A 22,206-nucleotide genomic window follows, 5' to 3' on the forward strand; every position below is an offset into this window, starting at 1 on the left:
TTAGTTGAGCAACTCCTTAATTTTAGTTACTTTTGACCTCTAAAACTTAGAGAATATGTCTGGTACGCTAAATAAAGTAATGCTCATAGGGCACACGGGTGATGATGTAAAGATGCACTATTTTGAAGGCGGTGGAGCGATTGGTCGTTTTCCGCTTGCGACAAATGAGACGTATACTAACCGTACTACGGGAGAGCGCGTAAGTAATACCGAGTGGCATAACATCGTCGTACGTAATAAAGGAGCTGAGATTTGCGAAAAGTATCTCAAAAAAGGAGATAAAGTGTATGTCGAAGGAAGAATCAAAACGCGTAAGTGGCAAGATGAATCTGGCGCTGAGCGTTACAGTACAGAAATTCAATGTACAGACTTTACTTTCTTAACGCCTAAAGATGCTAGCGGAATGACCTCGCAGTCTACAGGTGCGCAGCCGGCACAAAGTACTGCTCCTGCAAGCACTCCTAAATCTTCTCCATCACCGGTCTCTCCAGGTTATGAAGATGACGATGAAGACGATTTGCCATTTTAATTATACCGACTAAACAAATTAATTGCATTGGATCCTGACCCCCCAAGTTTATTAATTATTCAGCAAGGCTTTTCGGTAACTACGGTTATAGAGATTGTTGCTGTGATTGTTTTACTTATTTGTTCTGCACTGATTAGTGGTACAGAAGTCGCATTTTTTGCGCTTACTCCGGCAGATCTTGAGCTTGATGTAGAAAAGCAAACCAAGAAAGAAAGTCTTGTGGTGCGCCTACTCGAGAAGCCAAAAAAGCTGCTAGCGACTATTTTGGTTGCCAATAATTTCATCAACATTGCGATCGTACTCATTTTTGCCAGTCTTGGCGAAACCCTTTTTGCAGGTCTTGAGCAATACCAGTTCTGGATCATCAACCTTAGATTTCTTGTTGAAGTAGTTGCGGTAACTTTTTTAATCTTGATGTTTGGTGAGATTCTGCCTAAGGTTTACGCAAGTAGAAATAAAGTAGAGTTTTCCGGTCAGATGGCTTATCCCATGCTGGTTCTTGATGTGATCATCTCGCCTTTGAGTATTCCTATGCGCGCAGTTACTTTGTTTCTTCAGGATCGCTTTGGGAAACAGAAAGCAAATATTAGTATAGATCACCTTGGTCAGGCTTTAGAGCTTACGAGTGAGGATGATACATCGGTAGAAGAGCAAAAGATTTTAAAGGGAATCGTAAGTTTTGGTAACACAGATACCAAGCAGGTGATGAAACCGCGGATGGATATTTTTGCGCTCAATGAGGAGCTGACTTATCAAGAAGTGATTCCGTTGATCATTGAAAACGGGTATTCGCGAATTCCTGTTTTTACAGAAAACATCGACAATATTGCCGGAATTCTATATGTAAAAGATTTGCTTCCGCATATAGATAAAGAGACTTTTGAGTGGACGAGCCTGTTGCGCGATCCGTACTTTGTTCCTGAGAACAAAAAGCTTGATGATCTGCTTAATGAGTTTAAAGACAAGCGTAATCACCTTGCAATCGTTGTTGATGAATATGGCGGAACCAGCGGTTTGATCTCTATGGAAGATATTATCGAAGAAATCGTGGGCGATATCAGCGATGAGTTTGACGATGAGGATATTATTTTCTCTAAACTTGATGACAACAATTACATCTTTGAAGGGAAAACCTCACTGAAGGATTTTTATAAAGTGATTAGGCTTGAGGATAATACGGCTTTTGAAGATAACAAAGGCGAAGCCGAAACGCTTGCCGGTTTTTTACTTGAAATTTCTAAAGGTTTTCCACGGAAGAACGAAATACTAAATTTTGAGCATTACGCGTTCACTATTGAAGTAATTGATCAAAAGCGTATCAAGCAAATCAAGCTTACTATTAAAGATATAGATTAGGCGTAAATCCATTTTCTTGAAGCAATTCAGAACATATTTTTTTATAGCATTTTGTTGCGGAATTCTCTTTTCTTGCAAAGAAGAAGTGCTCCCTAAACCTGATGGTTTTCTCGCGCTCGATTACGATAAGCCTGACTACACTGCTTATACGAGTACCGATTGTCCTTATGAGTTTATGAAAAATACCAAGGCGGTCGTGCGTTATAAAAGTGACTGTTCTGCGGTGTTGGAATATCCCGAAATGAACGGTGCTTTATACCTTACGTATAGACCGGTAAACAATAATATTAAAGAGTTATTGGTGGATGCACAAAAACTCACCTATGAGCACGTGGTCAAAGCGGATAATATCGCCGAAGAAAAGTATGTAAATGACTATCACGGCGTATATGGGATGTTTTATGATGTGGCTGGTAATGCGGCTTCCCAATCCCAGTTTTACGTGACTGATAGTACTTCGCACTTCATAACCGGTTCTATTTACTTTAATGTTACGCCCAATTACGACAGCATTCTTCCTGCTGCGGCCTATCTTAAAAACGACATCAGACATTTGATGGAGTCTTTAAAATGGAAGAAATAAGCCTTTCTCGATATTTTTCTGCGTATTAAATCCCAATTTTGCAGCTCAAAATTGAGCTATGCAAGAGACCAATAAAAAGTGGCTGTATCTTTTTATACTTTCGTTGATCTGGGGTACTTCGTATATTTTGATCAAGAAAGGTTTGGTGGGTTTAACGCCGTTGCAATTAGGTGCATTTAGAATTGTTTTTACTACGATTTTTTTATTCCTAATCGGTTTTAAAAAGCTGTTTAAAATCTCAAAGCAGCAGTGGGGTTGGGTAGCTTTGAGCGCGCTACTGGGTACATTTCTACCGGTATTTTTATTCGCTTATGCCGAAACGCAAATAGACAGCAGTATCGCTTCGATCTTAAATTCGTTAGTTCCACTATTCACAATTGTTTTAGGATTTTTACTCTTTAAGATCGCTTTTACCCGTAATCAAATCATCGGGGTTGTTTTGGGGCTTTTAGGAGCGGGAATACTCATTTTTCAAGGTGCTGAAGTCAACCCTGAACAAAATTATCTTTTTGCCGGTTTTGTTGTGATTGCCGCGCTGTGCTATGCGGGCAACGCTAATATTCTAAAGGCGAAACTGCAGGAAGTTTCTTCTTTGGCAATTGCGGTGGGAAACTTTAGCGTAATGCTCATTCCTGCGGTAATCGTGCTTTATTTTTCCGGCGGAACGCAATTGAATATCGAAGACCCTGCAATTAAAAGTTCTTTGATCTATGTATTGATCCTGGCGTTTTTTGGGACTGCACTGGCCAAAATTTTATTCAATAAATTGGTGCAAATATCTTCGGCGGTGTTCTCGACTTCAGTGACCTATTTGATTCCTATTGTTGGGATCTTTTGGGGCTTACTCGATGGAGAGCGTTTCACCTTAATCCATCTTGTTGGTGCCGGCGTCATTTTAACCGGCGTGTATCTGGTAAATGCGAATAGAAAACAAAAAAAGACCAACGGTTAAGTTGGTCTTTCTTGATTTATTGGCACCGCCAAAGGATTTAAAAACCCTTAGCGCTTACGTTTAAAGCATCTTTCTATTGAAAGTCTGCGTCACTCACACCTTCATTCACTTTGATTTCAGAAAATGTAAATTCGATGTTTTGAGGTCCCATAGATTGAGATAATTTGTAAGGAACAACAATCGCTCCCGCCGGCTTATAGTCATCAAACTGAATGGTCTGTACAAAGGTTTGACCTTGCATTTCTTGTGTGGTCTCTTCTTTAATTTTTAAACCGCTTTCGGTGTCATAAAATGCTTTTTTAGTATCAGTAAGTGCTACTGCGTAGGCATTTTTACCATCAACTTTTTCGATTCCTAAAAGTTTTATAGAAGCGTCGTTGATCATATTGACTTCCGGGATGATCGCAGCTTCTTTTTTCAATGCTTCAACTTGCTCCGGAGACGGATTCATAGTTTGTCCCTGCGCAGAGATCGAAGCGCTGTCTCCATTTAAGACCTGCTTAGACATCACATTGCCCATTACCGAAATTTCTTGTAAAAACTGGTCTTTATTAGTTTTCTTAATGGTCAGTTTTAAAGGCGTGCCTTGAACGCTGCCCTCTCCCATCATAACGATCGAATTAATTCCTGCAACAGCTTCTTTACCACCAATAGCTTCAATATAATTATTAAAAACGGTGGTTGCCGTAACACCTTCAGGAAGCGCTACTTCATAGGTAGGTTTTTCAACTGCGTTGGCTTTTTTATCAAAATACTTCACCGGAATGGTTTTTCCTTTATAGGTTACCTTCTCAAGGTTTTCAAGAACTTCGCTTCCTTTACCTGCGATCACGATGCGTGCATTATCACCTAAGAAATATTTATTAGCGACACGCTGCACATCTGCAACCGTTACGGCGTTTACTTTACTTAGATAATCCTGATAAAAATCATCTGGTAGGTTTTCGGTTTCCTTATTTAATGCAAAGCGCGCAATAGTGCTTGGCTGCTCTAACGAGCGTACAAAACTTCCTACATATTTTGCTTTAGCATTTTTGAGATCTGTTGCTGAAACAGGCTCTTGACGAATCTTGTCAATTTCTTCTAAGAAAGCAACAACAGAACTGTCTGTTACCATATTACGCACACTTGCCGAAGCGCTAAACGAAGTTTTACCATATTTACTGTCGCTGATGCTTGAGTATGCGCCATAAGTATAGCCTTTATCTTCTCTAAGATTTAAGAATAAACGACCTTCTCCGCCGCCGCCTAGAATTTGGTTAGCGATCAATACCGGGAAATAATCAGGATCGCTCATTTTTAAATCTACAAGGTTTTGCACGATCACCTGAGATTGTACGGCGTTAGGCATATCAACAAAATCAATTTCTGGAGTAGAAACGTTTTGAGGAGTTGCAAAATCATTGCTTAATGCAGCACCTTTTTTCCAATCTTTAAAATCGGCTGAAACCCATTTTTTGATGTCTTTAAAATCAACATCCCCAACCACTACGAGGTAAGCGTTGTTAGGAATAAAAGCCTTGTTGTAAAATGCTTTGGCGTCTGCCAAAGTTATTTTTTCTAAGCCTTCTTGAGTTTCAAACTCTCCTTTAGGATGGTTCTTACCATAAAGTAGTGCACGACTTACTTGACCAGCTGCAGCAGCAACACTTTTTTCGTTGGTTTTTAAACCTTCGATCAATTTGGTTTGCTCTTTTTCAAATTCTTCCTGGGTAAAATTAGGATGAATAGCAGCGTCTGCGAGTAATTCTAAAATGCGCTCTGCATATTGCGAAAGTCCGCTAGCAGATGCGTATTGTGAGCCAAAACTCATACGAGCACCCATATAATCAACTTCTTCGTTAAAGTCATCTTTGCTGATGCTTTGCGAACCTTGGCCTAATAAAGATCCGGCTAAGGCTGCAGCGCCTGTTTTGTCCCCTTCGGCGATTGGTGGGTTGTCTAAAGTAAGTGTGTAGGCAACTCGTGGTAATTTGTGGTTTTCAACCACGATCACTTTAAGTCCGTTTTTTAAGGTAAAAGTTTCCGGCTCACTTAGATTGATTTCCGGAGCGGGACCAGCCTTAGGTTGAGTGCTTCGGTCTATTTGAGCTACTGCACTTAAGCTGCAGATAAATAGTAAGCTAAAGAATATATTTTTCATTTAAATCGTATTTTAATTCTGTTTCTGAAGTTTAAAGCGGATTATAAACTGAAGATTACTGATCTTCTTTTTTAGGTAAATATTCTACTTCTACGCGCTGGTTAGGCTTCAGGTATTTGTTAGCAACTTCTTTAATCTCTTCTCTGGTGATCGAACGATAAATTTCTATTTCAGAGTTGATCAAATTCGTATCGTCATAAAGCATGTAATTGCGCGCCAAAGTGTTTGCAATGCCCTCAACGCTAGAATTTGAGTTTACAAAATTAGTTTCGGCCTTGTTTTGCAATTTCTCGTAATCAGATTCAGAGATAAGTTCGTTGCGCAATTTGGTTATTTCTTCTTCCATACCTTCTATAAGCGTGTCAAGGCTTGTTTCGCCAAGCGGAAGACCAAAAATGATGTACATACCATAGTCTTCTTGCTCAAGGTTTATAGCACCAATTTGAAGCGCTTTTTTCTCATCATCAACCATCTTTTTGTAAAGCTTAGAACTTTTTCCGTCGCTTAAATAAGAGGAGATCATATTGAGAACATAAGCGTCGCGATCACCATATCCCGGGGTGCGGTATGCGGTTAGAATCGCAGGAACTTGGATGTTAGAGTCGTAAAATTGGCTGCGTGTAGCCTCGGTAATTGGCTCTTCGGTAGGATAACTGCGCTCAAGCGCTGGTCCGCTTGGGATAGGGCCAAAATAGTCTTCGATCAATTTTTTAGTTTCATCAACTTCAATATCACCGGCAACCACCAAAACAGCATTGCTAGGCTTGTAATATTTATCAAAGTAATCCTTGAACTCCTGTAAAGAAGCTGCGTCAAGATCTTCCATATAGCCTACGTTTGGATCTTTGTAAGGATGGTTTTCAAAAAGTTGCTCGCTGATTGCAAATAGAAACTGACCATAAGGCGAGTTGTCATAACGTAAACGGCGCTCCTCTTTGACCACTTCGTTTTGTGTATCTACACCGTCTTGCTTGATGACCGGGTGAAGCATACGCTCAGACTCCATCCATAAACCTAATTCAAGGTTGTTTGACGGAAACACTTCATAATAGTAGGTGCGGTCTTGAGAGGTGTTGGCATTATTGGTTCCGCCGTTTGAACTTACGATTTCAAACCATTTTCCGTTCTCAATATTTTCGGTTCCCTCAAAGAGTAAATGCTCAAAAAAGTGAGCAAAGCCCGTGCGGCCATCCTCGCGATCTTTTCCTCCCACGTGATACATTACAGAAGTAGTAACTACAGGAGCGGTATTGTCCTGATGTAAAATAACGTGTAAGCCGTTATCAAGATCATATTCTTCAAATTCTACCTCTTGCGCCTGAATTGAAAGGCTCATCGCAAAAATTGAAGCCAGTGAAAAAAGCGTTTTTTTCATGAATAGAGTTTTTATTTTGTTTCGGTAATAAGTAATGGATATGCAGCGAATGTTACAAACTGATTTAATTTTAACATTCACAGTAATTTTTAATTAGTAATAAAGTTAAGGTACTGCAAACTGAATTTTTGAATATTTAATTTTAACAAGATGTTAGCTGACATTGAGCGTTTTAATTATGAAATTTAGTAGGAATCAAAAAAATAAAGTTATGCTTAAGATCGCACTTCCTATACGTTTTGGCATCGCCATATCTGCTGGCTTGATCGCTTACTTCCTCGTTTTAGCCTTATTTGAATTACATACCAATCCGTTGTTCAGTTTGTTTAATGGCGTGATAACCGGTTTTGGAATTTATGAAGCCATTAAATACTACAAACTGAGTAAAGGGAAAGATTTTGAGTACGGTGATGGTTTTTCTGTTGGCGTTGTGACTGGTTTTGTTGCGACGATCATTTTTACCGCTTTCTTTGCACTATATGCAGGTAATCTCAATCCCGATTTTTTAAGCAATATGATCGCGGCTTGGGAAACGACGTACAATACCAGTTTGGGTAGCGTGATTTTTGTAGTGGCCATTATGGGGTTTGCAACTAGTACAGTGTTGACTTTAAGTTTTATGCAATTATTTAAGCCCAGCTGGAATTTAAAAAAGAAACCCAAAACTACTCAAGCGTAATTTTATATTATTGGTTTGTATTGTAAGTAAATAGCTGTATATTTGCGCCCTCTTAAATCAGAAGGTTTAAGAATTTTTAAAACTATTTTTTAATAATTACGCTATGTACGCAATTGTAGAGATAGCAGGGCAGCAATTTAAAGTTGCAAAAGACCAGAAGGTTTTTGTGAACCGCTTGGCAGGAGAAGAAGGAGACGAAGTTTCTTTTGATAAAGTTCTTTTGGCAGGAGATGGTGACAACATCACTTTAGGCGCCCCGGCTATAGAAGGAGCTCTAGTAGGAGCAAAGATTTCACGTCATTTAAAAGGAGATAAAGTAATTGTTTTCAAAAAGAAAAGACGTAAAGGTTACAAGAAGAAAAATGGTCATCGTCAATCATTAACTGAGATTGTAATTGGTGATATTTCTTTAAAAGGAGGCAAAAAAGCTGCTCCTAAGACCGAAAAGAAAGAAGCAAAAGCTGAAGAGCCAAAGGCTAAAAAAGCAAAAGCTTCTTCAAAAGGAGATGATCTTAAAAAGATTGAAGGTGCAGGACCAAAAGCTGCTGAAGCATTAGTAGCTGCAGGAATTGATACTTTCGCTAAAGTTGCTAAGACTTCTCCAGAAAAATTGAGCGAAGTTCTTTCTGAAGCGAGCTCAAGATTAAGCCACATCGTTACTGAAACTTGGCCAAAGCAAGCTGCTTTAGCTGCTGAAGGTAAGTGGGATGAGCTTAAAGAATTACAAGATAGATTAGACGGCGGAGTAGAAAAATAATCGCTGAATTAAGTATAACCATAAAACTAGAATAAGATGGCTCACAAAAAAGGAGTAGGTAGTTCTAAGAACGGTAGAGAATCAGAATCGAAACGTCTAGGTGTTAAGATTTTTGGTGGTCAAGCAGCAGTAGCTGGTAACATCATCGTTAGACAACGTGGTAACACGCACCATCCAGGTGATAACGTTTATGGTGGAAAAGATCATACTTTACACGCTAAAGTAGACGGTATCGTTAAGTTTACTAAAAAGAAAGACAACAAATCTTATGTATCTGTAGTACCTACTGCAGAAGCTTAAGAACTTTGTTTAAGATCTAAAAAGCCTCATTATCGTTACGATAATGAGGCTTTTTTTATGCCTTGATTTAAACTTAATCTAATAATGCGGTAACATTAGACCATTATATTGCTTGATTAAGCAGAAGCAATGTTGAGGTGTTTATTTTTTATTCTTTTTTCTTGCGTAGCCGGCAGTATTCAGGCGCAGCAAATAGAAGAGCGTTTTCAGGTTTTTGAAGATTCTGTTTTTTATGCATACAAAAACGAACTAGACTCTGCTAAAAATAGCAAAGATGCAGCGCAGTTGAGTCTTGCGCATTTCAATTTAGCCCGGTTTTATAAGCAAAGTCAGATCTACACAGAAGCGGTCACGCATTATAACGCAGCGCTTGAAAATTCGCAGCAAAGCAGTCAGACTACGTCAACAATACAGAACGAACTTGCTGAAATATACATAGCGCTCAATAATTATTCAAAGGCGATAGAGTTTTTAAACAGTAGCTTGGGCTATTCAGAAGCGCAGCAGTTTTTACAGCTTCAGGCGAAGAGTTATCAACTGCTTGGTACCTGCTGGGAAAAACAGGAGCAACCTCAAAAAGCCCTTGAATTTCAGCAAAAAAGTCTACAAATCTATCAAGATCTAGCTGATGTCACGGGTGAAGCTGTTGTTCTTGAAAACATCGGTAGCATTTATGAGGACTTGAAGGATTACGATAAGGCCTATACCTATTTTGAAAAAGCCTTCAGTTATTTTAAAAATACCGAAGACGAAAGGCAAGTTAACGCATTAAACAATCTGGCCGATGTCTACCGGAAAAAAGGAAACTACGCGCAAGCCATTGTTAAGACCACAGAAGCCCTGGAACTTGCTGAGACATTTCAAAATGCGCATCAGATTGAAAGTGCCTATAAAGATCTGGCAAAAGCTTATGCTTTAGCACAAGATTTTAAGCAGGCGCATCACTATGCCTTAGCCTATCAAGATCTGGTAGAACAGCAGTTTTATTCTCAAAACTTTAATCAGCTTAACGCTCTGCAAACGGTGTATGACACCAAAGAAAAACAAGCTAAGATCGATTTGCTTCAGGCGAAAAACAAAACGGCCCAGATCAAGTTTATAGCGCTTTTACTGATCATTTTTGTGCTGGTTGCCACTGCCGGATTGCTTTTTTACATTCAGAAAAGAAAGCGACAAGCACGGTTAGCTGTTGAGTTGTACAAACAACGAGCGCTAGAAGCCGAGTTGGAAACAAAAGCCGCTCAGGAGCAAAACCTACAAAATCAAATTCAGCTTAAAACGGCCACGCTTTCCAAATACAGTTTGAGTCTGGCTCAAAAGAACAAGCTGCTTGAAGAAGTCTCAGGAACATTACAAAAATTGAGCACACGTAAACGAATGGATATTCCTGCGAAACTCCATGAACTTTCTAACGATCTGAATACGCATTTGCAAGAGGAGAATGAATGGGAGCAGTTTATGGGGCTGTTTGATGAGATTCATCCCGATTTTACTCGAAAGCTCAATCAGGCAGCACTAAAAAAATTATCGGCTACAGAACTTCGCTTGTGTTTGTTACTTCGTCTTGATCTTTCGTCTAAAGAAATCGCTTCGGTATTACGCATAACTCCAGACAGTGTTCGGGTGGCGCGTTACCGTCTGCGTAAAAAATTACCGCTGGAACGAGAAGATGAACTCGTGAATTTTATGCTAAAGTTATAGAAAGACCTCGTGTTTTGCTTCAAGGTTATGCGTGTGTAAAGTTTAGGTAATTGTTGCCTTGTTGTAGCCTCTAAATTCTGGATTCTTTACAATTTGTTAGACTTTAATTTAGCCCGTGTTTAAAGGGCTCAGGTAAATTTGGCGCAAACAAAACATCAAAAAAATGAAAATAATTACTAGTCTAAAGTTACTTGTTGTAACGCTGCTCTTTACCTTAAATTATTCCGGATTATCTGCTCAGGAAGGCATTATTCAGGGAGTAATTACAGATGAATACGGTATCAATGTTCCGGGTGCCGCGGTGATGATTGATGACCTTAATAAAGGTGCTGTTTCTAACCAAGACGGGAAATTTACCTTTGTTGAAATTCCTGAAGGCAATCACACACTTACTATAAAATATTTAGGTTTTGCAGATTTTACCAAAGAGGTGATGGTCACTGCGGGTAAAACCACTTCGGTTTCTATTTTATTAGCTTCAGAAGAAACCCAACTAGACGATGTGCAACTTGTGGGATTTAGTGCCGGCGGTCAGGCCAGAGCATTAAATACGCAGAAGAACAATGTAAACATCACCAATGTGGTTTCTACAGATCAAATTGGGAAATTCCCTGATGCTAATATTGGTGACGCGACAAAACGTATTCCGGGGATCACGATGCAAGTAGATCAAGGGGAAGCGCGTAATATAATCGTGCGTGGTCTTGCGCCGCAATTAAACTCGGTAACCTTAAATGGTAGCCGTATTCCTTCGGCAGAAGGAGATAATCGAAACGTGCAGATGGACCTTATTCCTTCTGATATGATCCAGACCATTGAAGTGAATAAAGCGGTAACTCCAGATATGGATGCAGACGCTTTAGGTGGGTCTGTAAACTTGGTTACGCGCTCTACGCCGCAGAGTTTTAGACTTTCGGCAACAGGTGGTTCAGGAATCAATTTTATTACTGATAAACGCATCTTAAGCGGATCGTTTCTGGTAGGTGACCGCTCTAAAGACAAAAAGTTTGGTTGGATGGTTTCTGCATCGATCAATGATAACGACTTTGGTAGTGACAACGTAGAGGCCGAATGGGCGGACACGTTTGCTTATACCAATGCCGCGGGCGAAGAGGTTGAAGAAGATGTGAATCCGTATGCGAGCGTTTATGAAAACCGCAAGTATTTGGTGCAGCGTGTGAGACGTAGTTTTTCGGCTAATTTTGATTATAATTTTGACGAAAACAACGAGATCTACTTAAAAACGATGTATAACTGGCGCGATGACCGCGAGAATCGTTTTGCGTATTCTAGCGAAGTTTTAGATGCCGAAGACATTATGGAAGGAGATTTTGAGATCGTAAACGGTACACCTTCTCGTTTTCCGGTAGAAGCAAAACGCGAGACTAAAGGAGGTATTCCCGGCGGAAGAATTCAAAACAGACGTCTTGAAGATCAGCGTATGCAAAACTACAGTTTAGGCGGAAATCACCTTTTTGGAAACCTAAAGTTCACGTGGATGGGTTCTTTCGCAAAAGCTTCAGAAGAGCGCCCTAACGAGCGTTACCTAGTGTATGCTACCGAATATGGAATCAGTAACGAAATCAACGACACGCGTAAGCCTATTCATACGCCTGTTGCTGCTGAAGATTTAAGCGAATTTGAATTAGACGAGTTGACGGAAGAATACCAGTTTACCGAAGAAAAGGATATCAACTTCTTCGCAAATTTTGAACTTCCTGCAGATTTCTTTGCTCAAGGTGATGGTACTGTGAAATTTGGTGTACGAGGCCGTTTTAAGAACAAAAACAGAGCTAATAACTTCTTTGAATATTCACCGCTTACCGGTGCGTTAGATAATCTGGCAATGGTAGATCAGCGTGTGTATACGGGTGATGATTTCTTAGCAGGTGCAAAATACAGACCGGGCGTTTTTGCTTCACCAGAATTTTTAGGAAGTCTTAATCTTAACGATGCTGCTGCTTTTGAAGGTGAAGCGCTTCCTGATGAGTATCTTGGAGACAACTTTGATGTGACCGAAAATGTATACGCAGGTTATGTGATGACCAATGAGAAACTTTCAGATAAATTGAGCGTACTTGTAGGTCTTCGTGTTGAAAATACTCGTATAGAAAGTACGGGTAACAACTTTGATGTTGACGAGCCGGAAGCTTTTACACAAATCAACGATGAGAGTTCGTATACTAACGTATTGCCAGGCGTGCATTTCAAATACAATGCTTCAGAAAATACGGTATTACGCTTTGCGTGGACAAACACGTTAGCTAGACCTAATTACATCGACCTTGTGCCTTACAGACAGCGAGAAGATGATGAGGTTTCTATAGGTAACCCACAGTTGAATCCTACCACAGCGATGAACTTTGATTTTATGGCTGAGAAATATTTTAGTTCAGTGGGGATTCTTTCAGGAGGTGTATTTTATAAAGACTTAAATGACTTTATCTACACCAGTGTTTCAGAAGAAGAAAGTACCGGTTATGAATTGTACCAGCCGCTTAATGGAGATAAAGCACGTATTTTTGGTGCAGAAGTCGCGTTTCAGCGTCAGTTAGATTTCCTGCCAGGTTTCCTAAATAATTTTGGTATCTACGTTAATTATACCTACTTGAATTCTGAAGCAAAAGGTATCGCTAACGAAGACGGTGATATGCGTGGTGATCTTGATCTTCCGGGTTCTTCGCCTAATATGTTTAACGCGTCACTCTCGTATGCAGACAAGTGGTTTAGCGCGCGTCTTTCAGGAAATTACTCTGATGCGTACATAGACGAATTAGGAGGTAACGCTTTTGAAGATCGTTTTTATGACGAGCAGTTTTTCTTAGACTTTAATGCGACCGTTTTCTTGTCAAGAAACCTTCAGGTGTATGCAAACTTGAACAACATTACCAATCAACCCTTACGTTATTATCAAGGTGTTAAAAACCGTACCATGCAAATGGAATATTATAGCACGCGTTTAACTTTTGGTGTAAAATATGATTTATTCTAGAATGAGAAATTTAAAGTATATCGCCGGTATAGGCGCGGCAGTGGTTTTATTTTCTTGCGGAAGCAAAAAGTCGCAATTGCCGGAAATTAAACCGGATATTATTACTGAACATGTAAAGTACGATACCGATGATCCTGCGATATGGATCAATCCGGAAGATGCATCGCAGAGTATCGTTTTTGGTACCGATAAGGATACAGATGGCGGAATTTTTGCCTTTGATCTTGAAGGAAAGATTATTCCTGAGAAATCAATTCCTAATATTCAACGCCCTAACAATGTGGATCTGCGTTACGGTTTTCCGGTAACCGATTCAACACAAACCGATATCATCGCGTTTACCGAAAGAGAGCGTAAAATGTTGCGTATTTATTCAGTGCCTGATATGAAGCCTTTAGATGGTGGTGGTTTTCCGGTGTTTGCTGATGACGCTAATGAAGCGTTTCAGTATCCTATGGGTGTGAGTTTGTATAAATCGGCTGCTGATGGAGCATTCTATGCGATTGTCGGCCGTAAAACAGGACCAACCGAGAATTACTTGTATCAGTACAAAATCACAACCCAAGCTGATAGTTTGGTAGGTTTTGATTTGGTGCGCAAGTTTGGAAACTTCAGTGGTAAAAAAGAGATCGAGGCCATTGCTGTTGACGATGCGATGGGGTTTGTGTATTATTCTGATGAAGGAGATAGCGTAAAGAAATATTATGCAGAACCTGCTAAAGGAAATGAGCAACTTGCCGCTTTTGGACAAGAAGATTTCTTAGAAGATATTGAAGGGATCGCGATCGCAGCATACGAGGATGGCAGCGGAATGATCATTGTGTCAGATCAGCAATACGGTCAGTTCAATATTTATGATCGTAAAACCAATGAGCTGATTAAAGCTGTAAATCTGACCACAACAGAGACCGATGGTTGTGAGGTGGTGACTGTACCTTTAAATGACACGTTTAAAAATGGTTTGTTTGTCGCAATGAATGACGACGGAACCTTTTATTATTACGATTTGGGTAAGCTGAAATAAAAGATACTCCAAGTCATAATGAATAAAAAAACCCGCCTCTGCGGCGGGTTTTTGTGTTTTTAAATAATACGGATTACAATCCTGGGTAAGTTCCGGTAATGATCTCGATACCATCAATAACCCAACCTACGATAAAGAATCCTGCGGTTAAGATAAAGACAATGTTCCATAAAATCGGACTACCTAAATACCATCTGTGTGCTGCAAAGGCTCCTAAAAATAACCAAAGCAAGATCGCTACAGTTTGACGGTCTGCCGCTACCGCAGCAGGAGAAATAAGTTCGCTTGAAGCTTCATCAGCAGCGTTAACTTCAGTAGTTGCTTTTGCTACACGCTCTACAGGAAAGCCGGCAAAAGTTGTTGTTGAAATCATTAGCAGAAGTGCCAGTGAAAAGATAATTTTGAAATTCATAAGATCTAAGGTTAATTAAACTACCTAAAAAGTACGCTATTTTGAGAAACCCTTCCTTTCGATTATTCTTGTTTTTGATATGTTTAACTTTTGGCAGCAGCTTAAAAGCGCAAGAATATGAGTTCTTTGGCGTCATCAAATTGAATGACACTTCGTTCATCAGTTATAAGGTTTTGTTTGACCGTGTCAACGATTCTATTCAAGGTTATTCCCTTACCGATTTCGCCGGGAAGCACGAAACCAAATCCAATATTAAAGGCTATTATAATGAAGATGAAAACTTGCTAAGCTTTGAAGAGTATGACATCGTATATACCAAATCGCCTGTCGTACAAAAGGATTTTTGCTTTGTAAATTTTGAAGGAAAGGTGCGCGATTTAGATCGCGTGAAAGCCTTTAGTGGGGATTTTAAAGGGCTATATGCAGACGGTACTTCTTGCCTCGATGGAATGATCATTGTAAACTCTGGTCAGGAGGTTAAAAAGCGTGTGGAGAAAATAGACAAAGTGGTGCAGCGCTCCCGTAAATTTTCAGATTCTATTAAGAAAAATATCAAGGTGGCTAAGGTGCTTGACACGCTTACACGCAACATCATCGCAAAAAATGAAAACCTGAATGTCTTCACTCGTGATCAAAAAATAAAACTAGCGATCTACGATGCCGGAAAGGAAGATGGTGATGTGATCAATTTGTTTGTAGACGATAAACCGGTATTAGAAAACTATACCGTGCTGCATGAGATTAAACACTTGGAATTTGATCTTAAGAATGCAGAAACCAAAATTAGAGTAGAAGCAGTAAGTGAAGGAACTTCGTCTCCTAATACTGTGCGATTAGAAGTAGAGGACAGTCGCAATTTTGTGCGTACCATCACCAACTTAAAAGAAGGAGAACACGCGCAAATGACGCTTGTAAAAAAATAACCCCCGCAATACTGCGAGGGTTATTATATCTAAAATCTAATCTCTTATTTCTGTCTTGAATTAGTATCTGTAATACTCCGGCTTGTAAGGGCCTTCAACCGTTACACCAATGTATTCAGCTTGCTCTTCGTTAAGTTGCGTCAACTCAACACCTATTTTTTCTAAGTGTAAAGCAGCAACTTTCTCATCAAGATGCTTTGGTAGCATATATACTTTGTTCTCGTAGTTGTCACTGTTTTTCCAAAGTTCGATCTGTGCCAAAGTTTGGTTAGTAAAGGAATTACTCATCACAAAACTTGGGTGACCGGTTGCGCAACCTAAGTTTACCAAACGTCCTTCCGCTAGAAGAATAATATCTTTTCCGTCGATGGTGTATTTATCAACTTGAGGTTTGATCTCGTCTTTAGTATCGCCATAGTTTTCATTCAACCAAGCAACTTGGATCTCATTGTCAAAGTGGCCAATGTTACACACGATGGTTTTGTCTTTCATCGCTTTAAAATGCTCAGCACGTACGATATCTTTATTTCCGGTGGTAGTAATTACAATATCAGCTTTGTCAAGAACCGTTTCTAAACGTTTTACTTCAAAACCGTCCATCGCCGCTTGTAGCGCACAAATAGGATCAATTTCGGTAACAGTTACGATAGAGCCAGCGCCTCTAAAAGAAGCTGCGGTACCTTTACCAACATCACCATAACCGCAAACCACAACGCGTTTTCCGGCAAGCATAACATCGGTAGCACGACGTATCGCGTCTACTGCACTCTCGCGGCAACCAAATTTATTGTCAAACTTAGACTTGGTTACACTGTCATTTACATTAATTGCCGGCATAGGCAAAGTGCCTTTGTTCATACGCTCATATAAACGGTGAACTCCGGTAGTGGTTTCTTCAGAAAGACCTTTAATTGCAGCAGCAAGTTCTGGGTATTCATCAAGAACCATATTGGTTAAATCTCCACCGTCATCAAGAATCATATTTAATGGCTCGCGCTCTTCCCCAAAAAATAAGGTCTGCTCGATACACCAGTTAAATTCTTCCTCGTTCATTCCTTTCCAGGCATAAACTGGGATTCCTGCAGCAGCAATTGCAGCGGCAGCGTGATCTTGAGTAGAGAAAATATTACAAGAACTCCAAGTAACATCAGCACCAAGCGCCACTAGCGTTTCGATCAAAACTGCGGTTTGTATGGTCATATGCAAACAGCCCGCAATACGAGCGCCTTTTAAAGGTTGTTCTGCACCATATTCTTCACGCAAAGCCATAAGGCCAGGCATTTCAGCTTCGGCAAGTTCTATTTCTTTTCTTCCCCAAGCTGCCAAAGAAATATCTCTGACTTTATAAGGAACGTACTGCACGGTTTTCGTTGACATAATCTTATATTTACAATTCTTATTTTTTGCAAAAATACGTAATATCTACTAGTTAACGTGCCACTTTTCAAAACTATAACGCCCAATCCTAGCACTCAGGTTTACATCTGGAAGGTGGAAGAATCTGTTGAGGCCTTATCTGAAAATGTGAACCTTACACCGCATTGTCAAGCGCGTTTTGAGAGTATGAAATCGCAACTGCACCAACGCGGATTTTTAAGTATACGACACTTGTTGCACGTGGCCGGTTATACCGACCAAGACCTGTATTACACCGAAAATGGAAAGCCGCATCTTAAAGACGGCAAATACATTTCGATAACGCATTCTTACAATTTTACCGCGATCATTGTAAGTGAAACGGTTGAGGTTGGTATTGATATCGAAATGCAGCGCGATAAGATCTTGCGTATCGCTTCCCGTTTTACACCACTCAAAGAATACCGAACCTTGGCGAACGACGATGCAGTGATTAGAAAACTTACAATCGTTTGGGGCGCAAAAGAAGCTTTGTATAAAATTTACGGAGTGAAAGGCTTGAGTTTTCTTCAGCATATCAACGTTACCGATTTTGATTTTGAGGATTATAAGACTGATGCCGTAATAAATTACCACGGAAAGCACAGCAAATATGCTATTGATTTTCTGGAATTTGAAGGCTTTACATGTGTTTATGCTCAGGCATTATGATCGAAAAATTAGCGCATAGCGGAACCAGTATTTATTCAGCGCTTTTGAAATCGATTGAAGCCGAAAAACCGCTTTTTGCTATACTTTTTGATCCCGAAGAGCTTTCTGAAACGCTTTTGAAACAACAGCTTTCAAAACTACCCGTATTCACTACGCACATTCTTGTAGGCGGAAGCACCGCTACGCAAGCACAAACACAGGTCGCGGTTAATTTGATCAAACAAAGAACATCCTTACCGGTGCTTTTGTTTCCCGGAGATTACCGTCAAATAACCGCTGAGGCAGATGGAATTTTGTTCTTAAGTCTTTTATCTGGAGAAAATCCGGAGTATTTGATTCGGCAGCAAATTAAATCTGTGGGAAAATTGCGTGCTTCAGCTTTAGAGATCATTCCTACTGGATATATTTTAATCGATGGTGGAAAGCAAACTACGGTGGAACGCGTAAGTCAAACGCAGGCGATTCCGCAAGAGTTGGTGCAACGTATTGTAGACACGGCGTTGGCGGGAGAATATTCAGGTAAAAAACTTATTTACCTCGAAGCCGGAAGCGGCGCGTTAAAACCTGTTTCCGTAGAAATTATTCAAGCCGTAAAAGACGCGATTTCTATTCCGTTGATTGTGGGCGGTGGCATACGAAGTCAATCAAAACTTGAAGCTGTTTATGCTGCAGGAGCAGATCTCGTTGTGGTAGGGACGGCTTTTGAACAAGGTGATTTTTAGTATGAATGCAGTGTTTGATTTTTTCTTCGGGCAATATGCAGGTTATGAGACTTCATCGATAATCCTTGAGATTATCGCCGTGATTTTTGGATTGCTTTCTGTGTGGTATTCTAAACAGAATAATATTCTCGTTTATCCAACAGGGATGATAAGCACCTCGATTTTTGTGTACTTATTACTCAAATGGGGACTGCTGGGAGATATGATGATCAACGTGTACTATTTCTCCATGAGTGTTTACGGTTGGTATGTCTGGACGCGCAAAGTAGATGCAACGCACGTGACACCCATTGCGAGAGCTACGGTGAAAGAACATCTTTGGTCTGTGATCATCTTTGTGTCTACCGTTCTATTTGTTTTTGCGGTTTATACCTATTTTGAAAAATGGACGAGCTGGACCGCTTATGTAGACACCCTGACCACAGCTATATTTTTTGTTGGAATGTGGCTCATGGCAAAACGTAAAATCGAAAACTGGATCTACTGGATCGTGGGAGACATAATCTCAGTACCGCTGTATTTTTACAAAGGTTTCACATTTACCAGTTTTCAATATCTTATTTTTACTGTGCTTGCTATTTATGGCTTAATCGCGTGGAAAAAATACCTCAACAACACTCCGGAAACTGCATAAAAATTGTACTCTTTGGTCCCGAAAGTACCGGGAAAACGACCTTGTCTAAGGCTTTAGCTAAGCAATATGAAGCTGCTTGGGTGCCAGAATTTGCCCGGGAATATCTTCAGCAAAAATGGGATCAAGAGCAAAAGATCTGCGAACCTAAAGATATCTTGCCTATTGCAATTGGCCAGATGAAGCTGGAGAATGCAGCTGCAAATTCCCGGAAAAAATTAGTATTTTGTGACACAGACCTTTTAGAAACCAAGGTATATAGTGAGGCCTATTATGACGGATGGTGCGACGAGCAAGTAGTGGCAGCTGCTTTAGAAAACGAGTACGATCTGTATGTCTTGACCTATATTGATACCCCTTGGCAAGCAGATGATCTACGAGATCGTCCTGAGCAGCGTGAAGAAATGTTTGCTCTTTTTGAAAATGCTTTGATCAAAAATAACCGTCCCTATATTTTAGTAAAAGGCTCAATTGAAGAACGCATAAAACGAATAACTAACCACCTAAATTCTATTTTAAATTGAATTTTACCGACCAAGAAATCAACGAAATCAAAGATCACGGTTTGACTCCAGAACAAGTCAAATCACAAATTGATCTATTTACTAATGGGGTTCCTAATGTCAAACTGGTTGCTACGGCGACAGTGGCAGATGGGATTTTTAAACTCACGGAAGAGGAAGAGCTCAAGTATCTGGATTTTTATGAGAGCCATAAAAAAGAGCTTGATCTATTGAAGTTTACACCGGCTTCGGGAGCTGCGAGCCGTATGTTTAAAAAGATCTATCAGTTTTTAGAGGATTATGATGCTTCAAAAGAAACCATTGAAGAGTATCTGGAGCGTACGGGCGATAAGCATATGAAAAACTTTTTTGTGGGCTATAAAAAGTTCCCGTTTTACAATCACATTATCGATGGTCTTGATGAGGAAACCAAAAAAGACGAGAACGCTACTAAATATGCGTTTATCAAAACGATGATGGCTGAAGATGGGGAGAACTACGGCAACCTGCCTAAAGGTCTGATTCCTTTTCATTATTACGGGTCGTATATGGCGACAGCTTTTGAAGAGCATTTACACGAAGCAGCGGCCTATGCAGCAAAAAATGGCCAAGCCGATTTGCACTTCACGGTTTCACCAGAGCATAAAGACGCATTTAAAAAGGAATTCGATAAAATTCACGCTTCGGTAAGCAATACGACCAATGTGAGTTTTGATGTAGATTATTCCTTTCAAAAACCGGAAACTGATACTGTGGCGGTTACTATGGATAACAAATTATACCGAAAAGGCGACGGTTCTTTACTTTTCAGACCAGGTGGCCACGGTGCACTTATCGAAAATCTGAATGATGTAGATGCAGATGTGGTTTTCATTAAAAATATTGACAATGTATTAGTGCAGGATAATATTCAAGTATTATCTAGAACGAAGCGTTTTTTAGCAGGGTTACTACTGAAAAAACAAGAAAGTGTATTTAAATACGCCGAACTTTTAGACAAAGATTCTATTGCTGAAGGTGAGCTGGAAGAGCTGGTAACGTTCTTAAAAGAAGATTTCAGTACGCGTATTGATGAGGCTTACACATCTTATTCTACCGAAGAAAAGAAAAGCTATTTAAAAGAACTTTTAGATCGTCCTATTCGCGTATGCGGAATGGTTAAAAACGAAGGCGAGCCTGGTGGTGGTCCGTTTTGGGTTGAAGATGAAAGCGGTAAAGTGGCTTTACAAATTATTGAAAGCGCTCAAGTAAATGACAAAGACGCAAAGCAGGAGGAGATCTTTAAGAACTCTACGCATTTTAATCCGGTGGATATTGTTGCCGGAGTGCGTAATTATAAAGGTGAAAAATACAACTTACTTGATTATGTAAATCCTGATCTTGCTTTTATTGCCTACAAAACCGACGGTGGTAACGAGATCAAAGCATTAGAGCTTCCAGGCTTATGGAATGGTGCTATGGCACGCTGGAACACGCTGTTTGTTGAAGTGCCGCTGGAAACTTTCAATCCGGTTAAAACAGTAAATGATTTACTTAAACCTTCGCATCAGGCACAAGCGTAATGAATAAAGAAGCGCTCTTACAAGAATGTGATTTTAAAGCTGTGCGTAGTAGCGGCCCCGGAGGTCAACACGTAAATAAAACATCTACAAAAGTTATGTTGCATTGGAGTCTTAAGGACTCCAATGTTTTTTCTGAAGAAGAAAAAGAGCGTTTATTTAAGCGGTTAAAGTCTAAACTTACGAGTGATGATCAATTGGTTTTGTCTTATGATCAGAGTCGCAGTCAACATAAAAATAAAGATGAGGTTTTTAAAAATCTTGTCAGGCTTTTAGAAAACGGACTCCTAAAACCGAAGCGTCGCAAGAAAACAAAACCAACTCTGGCATCCAAAAAACGCAGGCTGGATTCTAAAAAGCGAAATGCTGAGAAAAAAGCCAATCGCAAGCCGCCTTCTTTCTGAGGGATTCAAAATATTTTAAGTGATTTTTTAAAAAGTGTGGATTATGTCCACACTTTTTTTGTGGAAATATCTTTTTTCTACAAAAATGGGTAAGGTCTCAGTTTTGATCAAAATGCACAGTTACAAGGTTTTAGTTCGTTTGGTCAGGGCTTTTTTGATGATGGTATGATTTTGCTACTTATCTAATCGAGCTTTTGATGATAAAGGCTTTTTAAAAACAGATTAAAAACAACAAAACATATTGATTATGAAAAATTTAGTGATGACCGTAGCAGCAGCTGCAACAATGCTTTTTGCTACTCAGAATATTAAAGCGCAAGAAACTACTGAAGATGTAGCAATGATGCAAACTGAAGTTGAAGCACCCGTACAAGACGGATTTGAGAAAATTGAAGCTTCAGCTTTACCAGAAACGGTAACCAATGCTGTCGCAACAGATAAAGCAGGAGCAACTGTAGCCGAAGCCTATTATAATGAAGAACTAATGGTTTACAAGTTAGTGTTAGAAGCTGAAGGTGCTGAGCCAGAAACAGCATACATTAACGAGGAAGGTAAATGGGTTAAAATCCAGAAGTAAGAAAAGATTAGATAATC

Annotated in this window: 22 protein-coding genes; 18 read left to right on the plus strand and 4 right to left on the minus strand. The window is 39.8% G+C overall.

The annotated features are described in order from the left end of the window. Positions 1-55: 55 nt before the first annotated feature. From LDL79_RS08145 to LDL79_RS08160, 4 genes are read left to right on the plus strand one after another with little or no spacing between them, the layout of a single operon-like run. Positions 56-529: a single-stranded DNA-binding protein gene (locus tag LDL79_RS08145; protein WP_225599862.1), complete on the plus strand. Its 474-nt coding sequence runs from the start codon at positions 56-58 to the stop codon at positions 527-529. 27 nt (positions 530-556) lie between these two features. After that, positions 557-1,885 (plus strand): gliding motility-associated protein GldE, encoded by a 1,329-nt coding sequence (locus LDL79_RS08150; protein ID WP_225599863.1) that lies wholly within the window; start codon positions 557-559, stop codon positions 1,883-1,885. Positions 1,886-1,895: 10 nt separating this feature from the next. Continuing rightward, positions 1,896-2,468 (plus strand): gliding motility lipoprotein GldD, encoded by a 573-nt coding sequence (gene gldD / locus LDL79_RS08155; RefSeq protein WP_449543909.1) that lies wholly within the window; start codon positions 1,896-1,898, stop codon positions 2,466-2,468. Between the two features lie 58 nt (positions 2,469-2,526). Next, positions 2,527-3,420: a DMT family transporter gene (locus tag LDL79_RS08160; protein WP_225599865.1), complete on the plus strand. Its 894-nt coding sequence runs from the start codon at positions 2,527-2,529 to the stop codon at positions 3,418-3,420. A gap of 73 nt (positions 3,421-3,493) precedes the next feature. Here the strand turns inward: LDL79_RS08160 and LDL79_RS08165 are convergent, their stop codons facing one another. Together LDL79_RS08165 and LDL79_RS08170 are read right to left on the minus strand one after the other, a co-directional pair. Continuing rightward, the gene (locus LDL79_RS08165) at positions 3,494-5,563 is read right to left on the minus strand and encodes an insulinase family protein (protein ID WP_225599866.1); all 2,070 of its coding nucleotides are present in this window, start codon (positions 5,561-5,563) and stop codon (positions 3,494-3,496) included. 55 nt (positions 5,564-5,618) lie between these two features. Beyond that, positions 5,619-6,938, minus strand: a complete 1,320-nt coding sequence (locus tag LDL79_RS08170) for a M16 family metallopeptidase (protein WP_167598566.1) — start codon at positions 6,936-6,938, stop codon at positions 5,619-5,621. Positions 6,939-7,149: 211 nt separating this feature from the next. On the opposite strand from LDL79_RS08170, the gene LDL79_RS08175 reads away from it, so the two are divergent. The 6 genes from LDL79_RS08175 to LDL79_RS08200 all read left to right on the plus strand — a co-directional run bounded on the left by LDL79_RS08175 (position 7,150) and on the right by LDL79_RS08200 (position 14,391). Then, a complete protein-coding gene (locus tag LDL79_RS08175) occupies positions 7,150-7,617 on the plus strand; it encodes a DUF4199 domain-containing protein (RefSeq protein ID WP_072981220.1) in 468 nt (155 codons plus the stop codon). A 103-nt stretch (positions 7,618-7,720) separates the two neighbouring features. Then, positions 7,721-8,374, plus strand: coding sequence for a 50S ribosomal protein L21 (gene rplU / locus LDL79_RS08180; RefSeq protein ID WP_167598567.1), 654 nt, complete (start codon positions 7,721-7,723; stop codon positions 8,372-8,374). A gap of 36 nt (positions 8,375-8,410) precedes the next feature. Further along, positions 8,411-8,674 carry a 50S ribosomal protein L27 gene (rpmA, locus tag LDL79_RS08185; protein ID WP_072981224.1) on the plus strand — a complete coding sequence of 88 codons (264 nt, stop codon included), beginning with the start codon at positions 8,411-8,413 and terminating at the stop codon, positions 8,672-8,674. A gap of 129 nt (positions 8,675-8,803) precedes the next feature. Beyond that, entirely contained in the window at positions 8,804-10,375 is a 1,572-nt protein-coding gene (locus LDL79_RS08190; protein ID WP_225599867.1) for a tetratricopeptide repeat protein, read from the plus strand. Between the two features lie 163 nt (positions 10,376-10,538). Continuing rightward, the gene (locus tag LDL79_RS08195; protein ID WP_225599868.1) at positions 10,539-13,367 is read left to right on the plus strand and encodes a TonB-dependent receptor; all 2,829 of its coding nucleotides are present in this window, start codon (positions 10,539-10,541) and stop codon (positions 13,365-13,367) included. Between the two features lies 1 nt (position 13,368). Further along, positions 13,369-14,391 (plus strand): phytase, encoded by a 1,023-nt coding sequence (locus LDL79_RS08200; protein WP_225599869.1) that lies wholly within the window; start codon positions 13,369-13,371, stop codon positions 14,389-14,391. A gap of 73 nt (positions 14,392-14,464) precedes the next feature. On the opposite strand, the gene LDL79_RS08205 is transcribed toward LDL79_RS08200, so the two are convergent. Beyond that, positions 14,465-14,803, minus strand: coding sequence for a TM2 domain-containing protein (locus LDL79_RS08205; RefSeq protein ID WP_072981230.1), 339 nt, complete (start codon positions 14,801-14,803; stop codon positions 14,465-14,467). Positions 14,804-14,844: 41 nt separating this feature from the next. Between LDL79_RS08205 and LDL79_RS08210 the strand changes: the two genes are divergently transcribed. Beyond that, positions 14,845-15,726 (plus strand): hypothetical protein, encoded by an 882-nt coding sequence (locus LDL79_RS08210; RefSeq protein WP_225599870.1) that lies wholly within the window; start codon positions 14,845-14,847, stop codon positions 15,724-15,726. A 60-nt stretch (positions 15,727-15,786) separates the two neighbouring features. Here LDL79_RS08210 and ahcY read toward each other — a convergent pair whose 3' ends face one another. Then, positions 15,787-17,103: an adenosylhomocysteinase gene (ahcY, locus tag LDL79_RS08215; protein WP_009778569.1), complete on the minus strand. Its 1,317-nt coding sequence runs from the start codon at positions 17,101-17,103 to the stop codon at positions 15,787-15,789. 57 nt (positions 17,104-17,160) lie between these two features. Here ahcY and LDL79_RS08220 point away from each other — a divergent pair, with 57 nt between their 5' ends. The 7 genes from LDL79_RS08220 (at position 17,161) to LDL79_RS08250 (ending at position 22,189) form a co-directional block, all read left to right on the plus strand. After that, positions 17,161-17,793: a 4'-phosphopantetheinyl transferase family protein gene (locus LDL79_RS08220; protein WP_072981232.1), complete on the plus strand. Its 633-nt coding sequence runs from the start codon at positions 17,161-17,163 to the stop codon at positions 17,791-17,793. Continuing rightward, the gene (locus tag LDL79_RS08225) at positions 17,790-18,515 is read left to right on the plus strand and encodes a phosphoglycerol geranylgeranyltransferase (RefSeq protein WP_225599871.1); all 726 of its coding nucleotides are present in this window, start codon (positions 17,790-17,792) and stop codon (positions 18,513-18,515) included. Before LDL79_RS08220 ends, LDL79_RS08225 begins: the two co-directional genes overlap by 4 nt. A gap of 1 nt (position 18,516) precedes the next feature. Continuing rightward, positions 18,517-19,149 carry a nicotinamide riboside transporter PnuC gene (gene pnuC, locus LDL79_RS08230; RefSeq protein ID WP_225599872.1) on the plus strand — a complete coding sequence of 211 codons (633 nt, stop codon included), beginning with the start codon at positions 18,517-18,519 and terminating at the stop codon, positions 19,147-19,149. Then, a complete protein-coding gene (locus LDL79_RS08235) occupies positions 19,110-19,670 on the plus strand; it encodes an AAA family ATPase (protein WP_072981238.1) in 561 nt (186 codons plus the stop codon). Before pnuC ends, LDL79_RS08235 begins: the two co-directional genes overlap by 40 nt. Continuing rightward, positions 19,667-21,211, plus strand: a complete 1,545-nt coding sequence (locus tag LDL79_RS08240; protein WP_225599873.1) for a DUF4301 family protein — start codon at positions 19,667-19,669, stop codon at positions 21,209-21,211. Before LDL79_RS08235 ends, LDL79_RS08240 begins: the two co-directional genes overlap by 4 nt. Continuing rightward, positions 21,211-21,612, plus strand: a complete 402-nt coding sequence (gene arfB / locus LDL79_RS08245; protein ID WP_225599874.1) for an alternative ribosome rescue aminoacyl-tRNA hydrolase ArfB — start codon at positions 21,211-21,213, stop codon at positions 21,610-21,612. Before LDL79_RS08240 ends, arfB begins: the two co-directional genes overlap by 1 nt. Before the next feature lie 247 nt (positions 21,613-21,859). Next, positions 21,860-22,189: a hypothetical protein gene (locus LDL79_RS08250; RefSeq protein ID WP_225599875.1), complete on the plus strand. Its 330-nt coding sequence runs from the start codon at positions 21,860-21,862 to the stop codon at positions 22,187-22,189. Positions 22,190-22,206: the final 17 nt, after the last annotated feature.

Source organism: Leeuwenhoekiella palythoae, from assembly GCF_020310025.1.
In the GTDB taxonomy this organism is placed as follows: Bacteria; Bacteroidota; Bacteroidia; order Flavobacteriales; family Flavobacteriaceae; genus Leeuwenhoekiella; species Leeuwenhoekiella palythoae.

Bases quoted from the DNA above. Each gene is read 5' to 3' on its own strand.
- LDL79_RS08145 (WP_225599862.1), top strand. From the start codon at position 56: ATGTCTGGTACGCTAAATAAAGTAATGCTCATAGGGCACACGGGTGAT.
- LDL79_RS08160 (WP_225599865.1), top strand. From the start codon at position 2,527: ATGCAAGAGACCAATAAAAAGTGGCTGTATCTTTTTATACTTTCGTTG.
- LDL79_RS08165 (WP_225599866.1), bottom strand. From the start codon at position 5,563: ATGAAAAATATATTCTTTAGCTTACTATTTATCTGCAGCTTAAGTGCA.
- LDL79_RS08170 (WP_167598566.1), bottom strand. From the start codon at position 6,938: ATGAAAAAAACGCTTTTTTCACTGGCTTCAATTTTTGCGATGAGCCTT.
- LDL79_RS08175 (WP_072981220.1), top strand. From the start codon at position 7,150: ATGCTTAAGATCGCACTTCCTATACGTTTTGGCATCGCCATATCTGCT.
- rplU (WP_167598567.1), top strand. From the start codon at position 7,721: ATGTACGCAATTGTAGAGATAGCAGGGCAGCAATTTAAAGTTGCAAAA.
- rpmA (WP_072981224.1), top strand. From the start codon at position 8,411: ATGGCTCACAAAAAAGGAGTAGGTAGTTCTAAGAACGGTAGAGAATCA.
- LDL79_RS08190 (WP_225599867.1), top strand. From the start codon at position 8,804: ATGTTGAGGTGTTTATTTTTTATTCTTTTTTCTTGCGTAGCCGGCAGT.
- LDL79_RS08195 (WP_225599868.1), top strand. From the start codon at position 10,539: ATGAAAATAATTACTAGTCTAAAGTTACTTGTTGTAACGCTGCTCTTT.
- LDL79_RS08200 (WP_225599869.1), top strand. From the start codon at position 13,369: ATGAGAAATTTAAAGTATATCGCCGGTATAGGCGCGGCAGTGGTTTTA.
- LDL79_RS08205 (WP_072981230.1), bottom strand. From the start codon at position 14,803: ATGAATTTCAAAATTATCTTTTCACTGGCACTTCTGCTAATGATTTCA.
- ahcY (WP_009778569.1), bottom strand. From the start codon at position 17,103: ATGTCAACGAAAACCGTGCAGTACGTTCCTTATAAAGTCAGAGATATT.
- LDL79_RS08225 (WP_225599871.1), top strand. From the start codon at position 17,790: ATGATCGAAAAATTAGCGCATAGCGGAACCAGTATTTATTCAGCGCTT.
- pnuC (WP_225599872.1), top strand. From the start codon at position 18,517: ATGAATGCAGTGTTTGATTTTTTCTTCGGGCAATATGCAGGTTATGAG.
- arfB (WP_225599874.1), top strand. From the start codon at position 21,211: ATGAATAAAGAAGCGCTCTTACAAGAATGTGATTTTAAAGCTGTGCGT.
- LDL79_RS08250 (WP_225599875.1), top strand. From the start codon at position 21,860: ATGAAAAATTTAGTGATGACCGTAGCAGCAGCTGCAACAATGCTTTTT.